Source organism: Allorhizobium sp. nf9_anc (genome assembly GCF_056323085.1).
Genome location: NZ_CM150481.1, coordinates 3,628,762 through 3,642,304, shown reverse-complemented (window position 1 = coordinate 3,642,304; position 13,543 = coordinate 3,628,762). Strand labels below are relative to the sequence as shown.

The following is a 13,543-nucleotide window of genomic DNA, read 5'->3' as shown; positions in this document are numbered from 1 at the left end:
TGCTTCGACCGGTGATCAGAACCGGTCGGAAACCTGAATTCCGGCAGGGCCGAGAATGACTGCGATCAGTACGGGCAGGAAGAACAGGATCATTGGAACGGTGAGCTTCGGAGGCAGGGCTGCGGCCTTCTTCTCCGCCTCGTTCATGCGCTCGTCGCGACCCTCCTGAGCCAGAACACGAAGTGCCTGGGCAACCGGGGTACCGTATCGATCGGCCTGGATGAGGGCCTGAACCACGTTCCGGACGCCGTCCAGCTGCGTGCGTGTCCCGAGATTTTCGAGAGCCTGCCGCCGATCGGGCAAGAACGAAAGTTCTGCCGTTGTCAGCACCATTTCTTCTGCCAGCTCCGGCGACTGCTCGCCGATCTCCTCCGACACGCGTCGCATGGAGGCCTCCAGCGAAATGCCCGATTCGACGCAAATCAGCATCAGGTCCAGCGCATCTGGCCAGGCCCGTTTGATCGACTGTTGCCGCTTGCTGATGCGGTTCGAAATATAGATGTTCGGCAGATAGAAACCGATATAGCCGCCGACGATGGTGGCAAAAAGTCGGATCGGCAGAGGCTTTTCCGCCAGATTTCCCATCACGAAGATCCAGAACGCCGTGAGCGCAAGGGTCGCGAAGGGCAAAAGAAAGCGCGCAACCAGAAACACGTTCAGTGCGTTCTGCGATCTGAGGCCGGCTGCCTTCAACTTGTCGACGGTCGTGTCGTCGACAAGCGCTTTGCGCAGATTGAAGCGCTCAACGATACTCAGCGCGGACTTGTTGTTGGTCGTTCTGAGCGACGCGCGGCTCTGCGCGGTTTCCGCATTCAGTTTCGCCCGCTCCCGGGCCCGGATCAGGTCGCGCTCGGTCGAGACGGCGCGCATGCGCTTGTTCAGGTCGCCGCGCTCCAGATAGGGCATCGCGATGGTGTAAAAGGTCCCGAAAACCGCGAGCGCCACGAGCACGGCAATCAGCAGGGCGGGGTCGGTGACTTGTGCGGCCCAGTCTTCCGTCATCTCACCCGTTCCTTAGATCTCGAAGTTGATCATGTTGCGCATCACAAGTAGCCCGATGCTCATCCAGACCGCCGAGAAGCCGAGGATCAGATGTCCGCGGGAATCGGTGAAGAGGATCATGATGTACGCTGGCGACGTCAGGTAGACGAGAAGCGCGACGATAAAGGGCAGGGCGCCGATGATTGCAGCCGAAGCCTTCGCTTCCATCGAAAGCGCATTGACCTTGGCCTTCATCTTCTTGCGATCGCGCAGCACGCGGGAGAGGTTCGATAGGGCTTCCGAAAGGTTGCCGCCCGCCTGACCCTGGATCGCGATGACGATGGAAAAGAAGCTGACTTCGTTGAGCGGCATGGTCTGGTGCATGCGGGCGACTGAATCGGGCACGCTGAGACCAAGCTGTTGCGACTCCACCATACGGCGAAATTCGGCCTTGACCGGCTCCTGACCATCCGAGGCGATCATCCGGATCGCATCGTTCAGGGGAAGGCCTGACCGTATGGAACGCACCATGACGTCGAGCGAGTTGGGAAATTCCTCGAGAAATTTCTTCTGCCGCCGTTTGACGAGGAAGCCGACGATCCAGCGCGGCAGACCGAGGCCCGCAACGAAGGAGGCGCCAGCCATCACGAGCGGCGGCATGCCGGAAAGGAAGGTCATTGCGAGCACGACAAGACCGAGAACCGCACTCATCAGATAGAACTGTGTCAGCGTCACCGACAGGCCTGACTGCGCCAGCTTGGCCTTCAGGCTCGTGGCATTGGCCTTCTTGGTTTTCTCCTGCTGCTGCTTCTTTTCAAGCTCTTTCAAAGAGTCCTGGACCGACTTGCGGCGCTTGGAGACTTCCTGCACGCGGTCGCGTGCTGCCTTCACCTGATTGGTGTCCGTCTCGGCGGATCTGACGCGGTTGATACGATTTGACGTCTTCTTGTCGGTTTCGATCCGTGAAAAGAGCACACCATAGGCCACGGCACCGGTCGAGACGGCGACCAGGAGCACAATGGCGAGAATGGTGGGATCGATGCCGAACATGCTGGTCAGATCCCCTTCGACTTCTGTTCCATCGTATCCAGAGCGGCCGCAAGACGCCGATCCTCGTTGTAGTAACGGGCGCGATCCCAGAAATGCGGCTTGCCGATGCCCGTCGACATGTGCCGGCCGATGATCTTGCCGCCAGCGTCTTCGCCGTCGATCTCGTAGCGCATCAGGTCCTGGGTGATGATCACGTCGCCTTCCATCCCGATCACCTCGGTGATGTGGGTGATGCGGCGCGAACCGTCGCGCAGGCGGGCAGCCTGGATGATGACGTCGATCGAACCGGAGATGATTTCGCGCACGGTCTTGGCCGGCAGCGAGAAGCCGCCCATGGCGATCATCGATTCCATACGGCTCAGGCATTCGCGCGGCGTATTGGCGTGGATCGTGCCCATCGAGCCATCGTGGCCGGTGTTCATCGCCTGAAGAAGGTCGAAAACTTCAGGTCCGCGCACTTCACCGACGATGATGCGTTCAGGGCGCATACGCAGGCAGTTCTTGACGAGGTCACGCATGGTGATTTCGCCCTCGCCTTCGATGTTCGGCGGGCGCGTTTCAAGTCGCACGACGTGCGGCTGCTGCAGCTGCAGTTCTGCCGTATCTTCGCAGGTGATGATGCGCTCGTCCTGATCGATGAAACCCGTCAGGCAGTTGAGAAGTGTCGTCTTACCCGAGCCAGTACCGCCAGAGATGACGACGTTGCAGCGAACGCGGCCGATGATCTGCAGAACTTCTGCACCTTCCGGTGTGATCGCCCCGAACTTGACGAGCTGCGCGAGATTAAGCTTGTCCTTCTTGAACTTACGAATGGTGAGTGCCGGCCCGTCGATCGCAAGCGGCGGAGCGATGACGTTGACACGCGAACCGTCGGGCAGACGCGCGTCGCAGATCGGGCTCGATTCATCGACGCGACGGCCAACCTGGCTGACGATGCGCTGGCAGATCGACAGAAGCTGAGAGTTGTCGCGGAATCGGATCTCCGATTCGATCGTCTTGCCGCCGACTTCGATGAAGGTCTGGCCAGCCCCGTTGACCATGATGTCGGCGATATCATCGCGTGCCAGCAGAGGCTCGAGCGGACCATAGCCCAGAACGTCGTTGCAGATGTCCTCGAGCAGCTCTTCCTGCTCGGAGATCGACATCGCGAAATTTTTGATCGTGATGATATCGTTGACGATATCGCGGATTTCTTCACGCGCGCTTTCGCCATCGAGCTTGGCCAGCTGCGACAGATCGATCGTGTCGATCAGCGCCGAAAAGACTTGGCTCTTGGTGTCGTAGTAGTCTTCCGTCCGCGGTGGCTTCTTGCGGCTCGGGGTCTGCATCGAAGGCGGTGTCACCTGCTGCCGGTTGCTGACCTCAGGGCTGCCGGGCTCGATCAGCGTGCTGGAGCGTGCCGCAGGCGCGGCAGCAGCCGGCTGTGCCGGGATCGTGCCGATGCCCGCCCCGCCTTTGCCGAAACCGTCGTTTCCGCGTTTGCCAAACATGAGCTCTACCTGTTCCTGTTACCGGTCTACTTCTTGCGCAGTTTCTCGATGAACGAGCCGAGGCCCGCTTTCTTGGGTTTCTTGATCGTCGCGCGGCCCGTGACGAGATGGGCAAGCTGCGAGAAGGTCTCCGCCGTCGGCGACTTTCCATCCATCTCGCTGATCATCCGACCGCTATTGGCCGCGGTGCCGAACAACTGCGCATCGAAGGGAATGATCGCGACCGGCTCAAGCTCGAGCGGCTCGAAGAAATCAGACGGCGCGATCTCCGGCCGTTTGGGCATCCCCACCTGATTGAGGATCAGATGCGGCGGCTTGTCCTGCGGCCTCAGCTTCTTCAGCGCGTCGATCATGTTTTTCATGTTGCGCAGGTTGGCGAGGTCGGGCGCGCAGGTAATGACAATCTCGTCGACATCGGCTAGCACCGCACGCGTCCAGTCCGCCCAGGTATGCGGCAGGTCGAGCACGGTCACCGGCGCGCTGCGCTGGAGCACATCGAGGATCGGTTGGAAGGCCCCACGCTCATAGTCATAGCCGCGGTCAAGCATCGAGGGTGCCGCGAGCAGCGAAAGGTTCTGACCACATTTCGTCAGCAGGCGGTCGAGGAAAACCTCGTCCAATCGCTCCGGCGAAAACACGGCCTCCGCCATGCCCTGGGCTGGATCCTGGTCGAAGTCGATATTGGCGGTGCCGAAGGGGAGATCGAGGTCGGCGAGAACGGTTTCGGTCGAAAACAGCGAGGAGATGCCGAAGGCGCAGTTATGCGCGATCGTGGAAGAGCCCACACCACCCTTGGCGCCGATGAAGGCAATGCTGCGGCCGAGCGGTTCAGCCTCGGGATCGACGAAGATAGAGGCAATCGCCACCATCATGTCGGCCATGCTGAAGGGTGCTACAATATACTCCGAAATGCCGCTGCGGATGAGCTCGCGGTAGAGCGCGATATCGTTGTGCCGACCGACCACGATGACGCGAGAACTCGGGTCGCAGACCTCGGCCAGAGGTGCGAGTTCGCTCAAGAGATCCCGTGGCGCCGCGTCCGTTTCCAGAATGATCAGGTTCGGCGTCGGCGTCGACGAGAACATGTTAGCCGCAGCAGAGATATTGCCATGCGTAACGCGCATGCTGACGCGCGCCATGCGCCGATCGCCTGCGCATTGCTCCATCGTCCGATGCACCGTCTCGCTGATGCAGAAGGCATGGATGGAAATGCGTGGCAGTGGCCGCAGGTTCTCGACGTCTCCAGCCGTAACGGTCGCGGAAGCTCCGTGATATCCGTCATTGGTATCGCCGATGTCATAATCGATCGCGTTCATGCTCTCATCCCGTCCTCTTGGACCGCTGCCGCATCAGTTCGTGGAGGTGTCACTTCCGTCGCGATAAAGACCGATGACGGTCGACCGCCGGGTCGCGTCGATCGGTGCCATGTCGCGGGGGGTAACGAGATCCATCGGATTGGCAATCTGAGCGGCGAGGTTGCTCTGCGTCGCGCAGCCGAAATTGTGGTAGTTCTTGTTGCTGAAGGTGTTGTTCTGCAGGTCCTCGGGCCACTCGCCGCAAGGGTTGGTCATCGCCGTGATCGCCACATAGCTGATCCGCACCGGTGCGGCATTGCTGTTCGCCTCAGCCTGATACGATGTCTCGATGATCCGGTTCGAAGGCACGCCGCGCGTGGTCAGAACCTGACGGATCTGCTTGCGCATGGCCGAGGCCGCGCCCGTATTCGGCGAGCCGTGCGGAACCATGACCTGGATCGTGCCTGTCGAAGCCGAGAGATAGTCTGCGGCAAAGCCTGCAATCGAATCCTGCACGCTCACCGTCAGCCTATGGTCGCCGGAGGCGATCGGAACGTCGAGCGTGTGCTCGACCTCGCTCAGCATGATCGGATGGCGCGTGCGGTAGTCGTCCGGAACGGCCGATGTCGACATCTGGTCCTTCATGCTGCCGCACCCGGTGAGCACGGCGGCTGAACCCAGAAGCAGGCTGGAAAGGACGAGACGCTGGAATGACTGACGTGCGGATGCCATGGCTGGCCGACTTTCCCTGACTTGACGTGCCGAGTGTTTCATCACGATCCTCGCGCCGTTCACTTGTAGATGAAGCCTACCGCGCCATGGTATTGGCCGGTCGGTTCGCTGTTCTCGCGGCGGCCATAGACCTTGTTCACCTTGTTCAGGAAGAAGGTCGCACCGTCGTTCTCGGGGTTGAAATTGTCATCCGGCCGCGACAGGGCGCCACGCGCCACAGGCCGCACCAGATAGGGCGTCGCAATGATGACGAGTTCGGTCTCGTTGCGCTGGAAGTCCTTGCTACGGAACAGCGTGCCCAGCACCGGAACCTTGGAAAGGCCCGGCAGGCCCGACATTGCCTGGCGAATGTTGTCCTGCACGAGACCGGCAATGACGATCGAACCACCGGACGGCAGCTCTACCGTGGTCGACGCTTCGCGCTTGCGGATCGAGAGATAGGTCGAACCGGGGACCTGGTTCAGGATGTTGCCCGTCACCTGCGACGCTTCCCAGGTAGGTTCCGAGACATTGGTCTCGATCTGCAGGCTGATCCGGCCGGGGGCGAGCACCACAGGACGGAAGTTCAGCTCGATCCCGTAGTCGATCGACTGTGTCGTGCGGTCGATGGATATGCCCTCTTCGTCGCTGGTAACTTCTTGCTGCCCGGCGAGTCGGAACTCACCGCCGACATAGAACTTTGCTGGCTCACCCGAAATCGCGGTGAGGCTGGGCTCTGCGAGCGTCCGCATGACGCCGGCCTGTTCCATGGCATTGATGTAGGTGTTGATCCCGAGGCCGCCGATACCGGCGGAAATCGTGGCAGTACCGGTCGGATCGATCGCATTGCCGAGGTTCGAAGGGTTGGCATAGCTGATGCCGGTCGACCCATCGGAAATGCTGCCCGAGAAGCCGAGCTGTTTCAACACCTGTCGGCTTACTTCCGCCACGGTAACCTTGAGCGTCACCTGATCCTCGCCCTCGATTGTCAGGAGATTGACGATCTGTGACGTCTGTCTCTGTTCAGCATAGATAGCCACGGCGCCGTCGCCGCTGCTCTCGCTTGTCGCGGTTGTGTTGCGGGTGGTCGCTTCACCGCCTTTGAGGAAGGCTTCGGCAAGGCTGGCGGCGCGAGCCGCATCCTGTGGCGTGCGCACGGTGCCCGTCAGCACGATGTTATCGGAGACGATTTCGACCTTGATGTCGGATTCTGGAATGAAGCGCCGCAAATTGGTTTCAAGACCCGAGATATCGCGCTCGATCTGGATATCGAGGCTAACGATCTCGTTGCCGTCGGCACCGAAGATGAAGATATTCGTCTGGCCGACCATCTTGCCGAACAGATAGATCCGGCGAGATGAGCGCGTCACGGCGTCGGCCATTACAGGGTCGGCAACGAGGATGTCGTGTGCGTCCGCCGGCAAATCGACGACCAGAGCCTTGTTCAGGCCCAACTTGATGGCCCTGCGTGCGCCAGGGCCTGAATTGGTGATCCGGAGTACCGTATCCTGTGCTGCTTCAGCGGCGGGAACGGGCGATTCGTGCTTGGAAAATGAGTTCGGTACGCCACTGATTGCCACAGCAAAGGCAATGCTGGCGGTCAGGGAAACTCGAAGTTTGTGCGTCAGACTGGCCACGATGCGTCCCCACTCACTGCATGGAATTGGCGGGCGAGGCGGTCGATTTGACGACCTCGCCGGACTTGATGACCTGGATGGTCGGCTGGCCGTCTCCGCCGCTCAAAAGATGCTCGGCGGCGGAAGTGTCTTCCTCCTGGGCATCGGCGACGGAACGAAGTGCCAGCGACAGGCGGTCGGCCATCTGCTGGGCAACTGTAATCACTTTGGTCTGGTCCGGTGTCAGCTCCAGCGTCGCGGTCGTACCGATGACCGACTTGGATCCATCGGGCGCTTCCTCGATTTGCTGGTCGATTGCCAGAACCCGCACGTTGGACAGAACGGTTTCCGTCAGAAAGTTGTCCTCTTCGCCCTTGCGGACCATGATCACGTCGACCCGGTCATTCGGCAGGATGAAGCCGCCGGCGCCGGTCGCAACCGAGATTTCGGTCGAGACGGCGCGCTTCCCAGAAGGCAGCAGCGCAGACAGGATGCGGGACGAAGAATCGGCGATCTTTTCCCGGCGCAAGGGTTCACCCTCGAAAACCGGCAGGCGCACGACGACGCCCGTCAGTTCCGTGAGCGCGTCAGGCCGTGTGGAAGAGGTGATGAAGCCGTCGACGAGGCTCCCCTCCGGCCAAGGCATCCAGCGCATGGAGGTTTCATCGAGCCGGGCACCGACGGGCAGGTTCTTGGCCGAGACCAGAACGTCGATCGTCGGTTCCTTCTCAACGGCAGAGTCTTGAACGATGACGGTCTGATTGCCGCTCAGCCGCATGGCGAGGAGACCGGCCATACCGGCGGCCACGACGGCGACAGCGAGTATGATGAGGCGGGCGGGTTTCATGATCAATCCTCGGGCGACGCAATAGGTTCTGCCGGCAAGATTGATCAGGAATTGGTGTACTTATGGTTAATAAGCCGCTTACAATTGTAGTTAACGGAAGGTTTCTTCCAAGCCTCAGCGGACGTTCTGGATCGCCGCTACGACCAGCGGGGAGCTGGGGTACGATATCAACCCTGCAGCGCCAATGGCAATCGCGTAAGGAATTTTCTTGGCGACCATCAGGGTCTGGGGAAGTTTCATCCCGACCGTCGCCAGCTTGTCCCAGTTGGCGCGCAGCAGGATCACGGCAACCGTCAATAGACCGCCGAGATAGCCGGTAAACACCAGGAACTCGAAGAGGGACGTGTTGAAGCCAAACCACAGGGCCGCCGCGGTGAGGATCTTTGCATCCCCTCCACCCATGACATTGAAAGCAAAAAGGGTAAAGCAGACGCTGAAGACCATCAGGGCCGCCGCCAGATGCCAGCCGACCTCAACAAGGTTGAGTCCACTAAACGGTAGGATCACAACAAAGGAAGCGGCAAGGAGAGCGGGGATCCTGTTGGGGATCTTCATCTCCAGGAAGTCTGTCAACGACGCAAGGACGAGGCAGATCGGAAGAATGAGAAAGACGGCCGCATTGTACATGTGAAGCTCCCAGTCAGATCGCCATTCTGGCTGAAATCTGTTTGCAAATGGCAAACAGCGAAGCCGTGAACGTCTTCATAAACTGATAAAGGCCGCCTTTGAGGCGGCCTTTATCATGCAATGTCGAAACCGGTATTACTTAGCCTTGGCTTCGGCGGCGGTCATCTTGGTCGATACGCCCTGGAACGTGTTGTTCAGAGCCGTACCCAGGGTCGTCGCACCGGTGATGAGCGCTACGGAAATCAGGGCGGCGATCAGGCCGTATTCGATGGCGGTTGCGCCGGACTCGTCCTTGACGAAACGTGCGAAAAGCTTGGTCATGTTATTTCTCCTACTCCGCGAGGTTGATCAGCACTGCCGGCAACTGTTTGCCGTTGCTCGGATGTCGCCAAACTAAACGCCGCCGTGTTGCCATCGACTTAAGAAAAACGGTTAGCAGATCGTGAAACGCCGCTAGCAGTCGCCGTGGTAAACGAATGCTGGAGACGACTGTTAAGATGCCGCGAAATGCCCTGGGTTTCCGGCTTTTTGCCTTCCATGACGGCGTATCCGCCGCAGCACGTGCCCGCTTGGCAGACGGGGGCAAGAGCCGAGTTAACAAGTCCTGCCGCTTTTTCGTATCGGGATGGCACAGGTTGAGGGTTCCGGGCATGCGCTGGCGATGAAAAAGGCGTGCGCGGGCGACGGGACGGGCCCCGAGTCGGCCTTCTCACCGGTTTAACGCTTCATTCACCTAAAGCCTGCATCCTCACGGCACCTCTTCACGCGCGTATTCCAAAGGCACGTCCATGTCCGATCGTCGTTTCGCCGCTGCCGCAGCCATGATCCTGGCCATTGCCATGGTCGCGCCCGCGCCCGCAGTGCTTGCGGAGGATGAAGGCATCCTGCGTGTCTATATGAATAGCGCGCGGGTCCTGAAGCTGGATCGTCCCGTAAGCAAGGTTATCGTCGGGAATGCGGAGGTGGCGGATGCCACGGTCGCCGATTCAAAGACGATCGTCTTGACCGGCCGCTCTTACGGAACCACCAACCTCGTCCTGCTCGATGCCGATGGCAATGCGATTGTCGATGAGCGGATCCTCGTGTCCATCGACGAAGCGAGCACCGTCCGCGTGTTCAAGTCGACGGCACGCACCGTCCTTTCCTGCACGCCGAACTGTGAGGAACACGCCCAGACCGGCGCTACTCCGTAACGTTTGCGAGTTTTCGGTTCAGCCGGCTCTGCAAAGTGTAAATATTCGGGAAACGGAAAATCAACATTTGGCCCGTAGCTTCTCCTCATCTTTGAGGGTGAACAAGGCTATGACGAGCCAGCATATCGATCGACATCAAAGGATTGAGCGCATCCGTAGACCACGCTTCCGTCTCTGGCGGAAACTTGCGCGGTCGAGAGATGGCGCGGCTGCCATTGAATTCGCGATCTTGGCGATTCCCTACTTCCTGATCATCTTCGCGATCATCGAGACCTTTGTTGCCTTTGCCGCCGAGCAGCTTGTGACCAACGCGGTCAATACGCTCGGCCGGCAGCTGCGCACCGGACAGATTACCTACCAGCTAAACCGTGTCGACACGGATATGGATGTGACGAAGTTCCGCAGAGCCTTCTGCAACGAGGTGAACATCATGATCCAGTGCTCGGAGAGTGAAATCACCACGCCGAGCAAGCTCTATATCGACGCCCGGACCTTTGCGAGTTTCGCTGCCATTCCGAAAACTATCCCGCGTGTCTCGACGGCCAGCTACGCAGATATCGATCCGACCAGCTTCAAGTTCACGCCCGGCGGCCCCTCCACGATCAATATGCTGCGCGCCTACTACCGCTGGCAGGTGATCACGGATCTCGTCCGCCCCTACATCACGACCATTCGCCCCGCCGATGGCTCCATGCCGTCAGACTTCCTGATCGTCGCAACCACCGCCTTCCAAAACGAGAACTATCCATGAGTACCAGCGGCCGAGATATGTCCTTGCTGATACGAAGCGTGGCCTCTCTGCAGCGCGGAGTGGCGGGTGCTCGAAGCACGCTCAAGCGCTTCCTGCATGACCGGCAGGGTGTCGGAGGCGTGGAATTCGCCATCATCGCGCCCATGCTCATCGTCCTCTATCTCATGGCTTTCGAACTCACCATGGGTCTGAGCGTCGCCAAAAAGACGTCGATGGCAAGCAGCACCGTGGCCGATCTCGTCGCCCGCCAGGAAAAGGTCAACAAGACCTTCCTCGCCACCATGGCGGATGTGTCCGGAGCCGTCTTCGTTCCCTATCCCTCCAATAATCTCGTCATCAAGGTGAGCGCGATCAAGATCGACTCCACCAAGGCTCCCAAGGTGGCGTGGTCCTGGTCGACCACCGGGGTGGCGCCCTATGCCGTCGGAACAACGGCTCCCGTGCCCGCCGACATGCTGGTGGCCGATACCTTTCTTATCCGCAGCGAACTCAGCGTCACGCATGAATTGATGATGTACCTGCCCGGCCTGTCCGGCACGCAGGCCAAAAGCCTGACGATCGGCCGCGAGTTCTATTTCCGCCAGCGCCTCGGTACGGAAGTCACCTGCAGCGACTGCTGAGCAGGTTTGCCAAGGCCTTGGACAGGCGCTAAGGATGCTGGCGAAGGCCGGCAAACACAACAAACCAGACCCGGCCGTGAGTTGCACATGGCACGCGCTTTCCTCTTCGTTCTCGATTCCTTCGGCATCGGTGGTGCACCCGATGCACCCGCTTATGGTGACGACGGCTCTGATACCCTCGGCCATATCGCCGAATTCTGCGCGGCTGGCGCCGGTGACCGGAAAGGCCTGCGCCAGGGCCCACTGGTGCTCCCCAATATGTCGGCGCTTGGCCTGCTTGCCGCAGCCAGGCTCTCCACGGGCAGCACGCCGCATGGCATGCCGATCCCCGAGCGGGTCTTTGGGTTGCATGGCGCAGCCAGCGAAGTGTCGAAAGGCAAAGATACCCCCTCTGGCCACTGGGAAATCGCTGGAACCCCCGTCATGTTCGACTGGGGCTATTTCCCCGAAGGCGAGGAAGCCTTTCCGGCTGATCTCGTCGAGGCGATCTGTCGTGAGGCAAACCTCCCTGGCATCCTCGGCAATTGCCACGCCTCGGGCACCGAAGTCATCACCCGCTTCGGCGATGAGCATGTCCGCACTGGCAAACCGATCTGCTACACCTCGAGCGATTCCGTCTTCCAGATCGCAGCCCACGAAACCCATTTCGGTCTCGAACGCCTGCTCGAACTCTGCCAGAACGTCCGCAAACTGCTCGATCCCTTGAATATCGGCCGTGTCATCGCCCGTCCCTTCATCGGCGAAACTGTCCAGACCTTCGAGCGCACAGGCAATCGCCGTGACTATTCCGTCCTGCCACCCGAACCCACGCTGCTCGACCGCCTGATAGACGCCGGCCGCAAGGTCCATGCCGTCGGCAAGATCGGCGATATCTTCGCCCATCAGGGCGTCTCCCGTGTCATCAAGGCCAATGGCAACATGGCGCTGATGGACGCGACGTTGAAGGTCATGGATGAGGCGGAAGACGGCGATCTTGTCTTCACCAATTTTGTCGATTTCGACATGCTCTTCGGTCACCGCCGGGATGTGCCGGGTTATGCCGCGGCACTCGAAGCCTTTGATCGCCGCCTGCCGGAGGTCCATCGCAAGCTAAAGCCCGGGGACATGGTTCTCATGACCGCGGACCACGGCTGCGATCCCACCTGGCGCGGCACAGACCACACCCGCGAGCGGGTGCCGATCATGTGCTTTGGCCCCGGTGTGCGCTCGCGCAACATCGGCGTTCGCAACACCTATGCCGATATCGGCGAAACGATCGCGGCGCATCTGGGGATCGCCCCCGGTCGCTATGGACGGAGCTTCCTGTGACGAACCGACTGAAGAAGGCCGAACTGCACTGTCATATCGAGGGTGCGGCGCCGCCAGCGCTGGCGCTGTCCCAGGCCGAAAAATACGGCGTGGACCCTGAGACCTTCATGCGCGACGGCATCTATGCCTGGAGCGATTTCGCCGAATTCATCAAGGCCTATGACCGTGTGGCGGCTCTCTTTCGCACGGAAGAGGACTACGCACTCTTGACCGAGACCTATCTGCGCGAGCTTGCGGCGGTGGATACGATCTACAGCGAGATCATCGTCTCGCCCGATCACGGCGACCGGATTGGTCTCGGCGCCGATACCTACCTCGCCGGCATCACTGCCGGCATCGAGGCCGCCAAGGCCGCGACCGGCATCGAAGCCCGCATCATCGTCACTGGCGAGCGCCATTTCGGGCCTGAAAGCGTGATTGCCGCTGCCGAATATGCAGCCCGCAGCAACAACCCGCTCATCACCGGCTTCAACATGGCCGGCGAAGAGCGCATGGGCCGCGTGGCGGATTACGCCCGCGCCTTCGACATCGCCCGCGAGGCCGGTCTCGGCCTCACCATCCATGCTGGTGAAGTCTGTGGCGCTTTCAGCGTCACGGATGCACTCGACCTCGTTAAACCCGCCCGCATCGGCCATGGTGTGCGCGCCATCGAGGATCCCGAGCTCGTCCGCCGTCTCGTCGATCTCGGCACCGTGCTCGAAGTCTGCCCAGGCTCCAACATCGCGCTGAAGGTCTTCCCCGATTTGGCCAGCCATCCGCTCAGGAAATTCCACGAGGCCGGTGTGAAGGTCTGCATAAATTCCGACGACCCACCCTTCTTCGGCACGTCGCTCGCCCAGGAATACGAGTGGGCTTCGAGCGAATTCGGCTTCACCCCTGCCGAAATCGACGGCATGACGCGCACAGCCATAGAGGCGGCCTTCGTCGACGAGGAGACGCGTGCGCGGCTTCTCGCCCGGTTGTGATGCCGCAACTGTTGAAGACCGACCAAAAAGCGGCATCGCTCTTGCGGCCTCTTCAGAGAACGTGAAAATAGAAGCACCTCAGAAAACAA

At 60.3% G+C, this 13,543-nt stretch carries 14 protein-coding genes; 5 read left to right on the top strand and 9 right to left on the bottom strand.

Features of this window, described 5'->3' with window-relative positions; translation table 11 throughout:
* Positions 1 to 15: 15 nt before the first annotated feature.
* The 9 genes from AC02Y0_RS17835 to AC02Y0_RS17795 form a co-directional block, all read right to left on the bottom strand.
* Positions 16 to 1,002, bottom strand: a complete 987-nt coding sequence (locus tag AC02Y0_RS17835) for a type II secretion system F family protein (RefSeq protein ID WP_476380164.1) — start codon at positions 1,000 to 1,002, stop codon at positions 16 to 18.
* A 12-nt stretch (positions 1,003 to 1,014) separates the two neighbouring features.
* On the bottom strand, positions 1,015 to 2,031 hold the full coding sequence (locus AC02Y0_RS17830) for a type II secretion system F family protein (RefSeq protein ID WP_476380163.1): 1,017 nt from the start codon (positions 2,029 to 2,031) through the stop codon (positions 1,015 to 1,017).
* Positions 2,032 to 2,036: 5 nt separating this feature from the next.
* Positions 2,037 to 3,521 (bottom strand): CpaF family protein, encoded by a 1,485-nt coding sequence (locus tag AC02Y0_RS17825; RefSeq protein WP_476380162.1) that lies wholly within the window; start codon positions 3,519 to 3,521, stop codon positions 2,037 to 2,039.
* Between the two features lie 26 nt (positions 3,522 to 3,547).
* Positions 3,548 to 4,837, bottom strand: coding sequence for a CpaE/TadZ family protein (locus tag AC02Y0_RS17820; RefSeq protein WP_476380161.1), 1,290 nt, complete (start codon positions 4,835 to 4,837; stop codon positions 3,548 to 3,550).
* 33 nt (positions 4,838 to 4,870) lie between these two features.
* Complete coding sequence (locus AC02Y0_RS17815) at positions 4,871 to 5,548, bottom strand: CpaD family pilus assembly protein (RefSeq protein ID WP_476380160.1); 678 nt, start codon at positions 5,546 to 5,548, stop codon at positions 4,871 to 4,873.
* Between the two features lie 59 nt (positions 5,549 to 5,607).
* Positions 5,608 to 7,164, bottom strand: coding sequence for a type II and III secretion system protein family protein (locus AC02Y0_RS17810; protein ID WP_476380159.1), 1,557 nt, complete (start codon positions 7,162 to 7,164; stop codon positions 5,608 to 5,610).
* Positions 7,165 to 7,177: 13 nt separating this feature from the next.
* Positions 7,178 to 7,990 (bottom strand): Flp pilus assembly protein CpaB, encoded by an 813-nt coding sequence (cpaB, locus tag AC02Y0_RS17805; protein ID WP_476380158.1) that lies wholly within the window; start codon positions 7,988 to 7,990, stop codon positions 7,178 to 7,180.
* Positions 7,991 to 8,104: 114 nt separating this feature from the next.
* Positions 8,105 to 8,617, bottom strand: coding sequence for an A24 family peptidase (locus AC02Y0_RS17800; protein ID WP_476380156.1), 513 nt, complete (start codon positions 8,615 to 8,617; stop codon positions 8,105 to 8,107).
* A gap of 135 nt (positions 8,618 to 8,752) precedes the next feature.
* Positions 8,753 to 8,938, bottom strand: coding sequence for a Flp family type IVb pilin (locus AC02Y0_RS17795; RefSeq protein ID WP_476380155.1), 186 nt, complete (start codon positions 8,936 to 8,938; stop codon positions 8,753 to 8,755).
* A 500-nt stretch (positions 8,939 to 9,438) separates the two neighbouring features.
* On the opposite strand from AC02Y0_RS17795, the gene AC02Y0_RS17790 reads away from it, so the two are divergent.
* From AC02Y0_RS17790 to AC02Y0_RS17770, 5 genes are all read left to right on the top strand, one after another.
* Positions 9,439 to 9,810 (top strand): pilus assembly protein N-terminal domain-containing protein, encoded by a 372-nt coding sequence (locus tag AC02Y0_RS17790; protein ID WP_476384074.1) that lies wholly within the window; start codon positions 9,439 to 9,441, stop codon positions 9,808 to 9,810.
* 109 nt (positions 9,811 to 9,919) lie between these two features.
* Positions 9,920 to 10,561 carry a TadE/TadG family type IV pilus assembly protein gene (locus tag AC02Y0_RS17785; protein WP_476380154.1) on the top strand — a complete coding sequence of 214 codons (642 nt, stop codon included), beginning with the start codon at positions 9,920 to 9,922 and terminating at the stop codon, positions 10,559 to 10,561.
* Positions 10,558 to 11,181, top strand: a complete 624-nt coding sequence (locus tag AC02Y0_RS17780; protein WP_476380153.1) for a TadE/TadG family type IV pilus assembly protein — start codon at positions 10,558 to 10,560, stop codon at positions 11,179 to 11,181. The genes AC02Y0_RS17785 and AC02Y0_RS17780 overlap by 4 nt, the downstream gene beginning before the upstream one ends.
* A gap of 87 nt (positions 11,182 to 11,268) precedes the next feature.
* Positions 11,269 to 12,489 (top strand): phosphopentomutase, encoded by a 1,221-nt coding sequence (locus AC02Y0_RS17775; RefSeq protein ID WP_476380152.1) that lies wholly within the window; start codon positions 11,269 to 11,271, stop codon positions 12,487 to 12,489.
* A complete protein-coding gene (locus AC02Y0_RS17770; protein WP_476380151.1) occupies positions 12,486 to 13,454 on the top strand; it encodes an adenosine deaminase in 969 nt (322 codons plus the stop codon). Before AC02Y0_RS17775 ends, AC02Y0_RS17770 begins: the two co-directional genes overlap by 4 nt.
* Positions 13,455 to 13,543 lie beyond the last annotated feature (89 nt).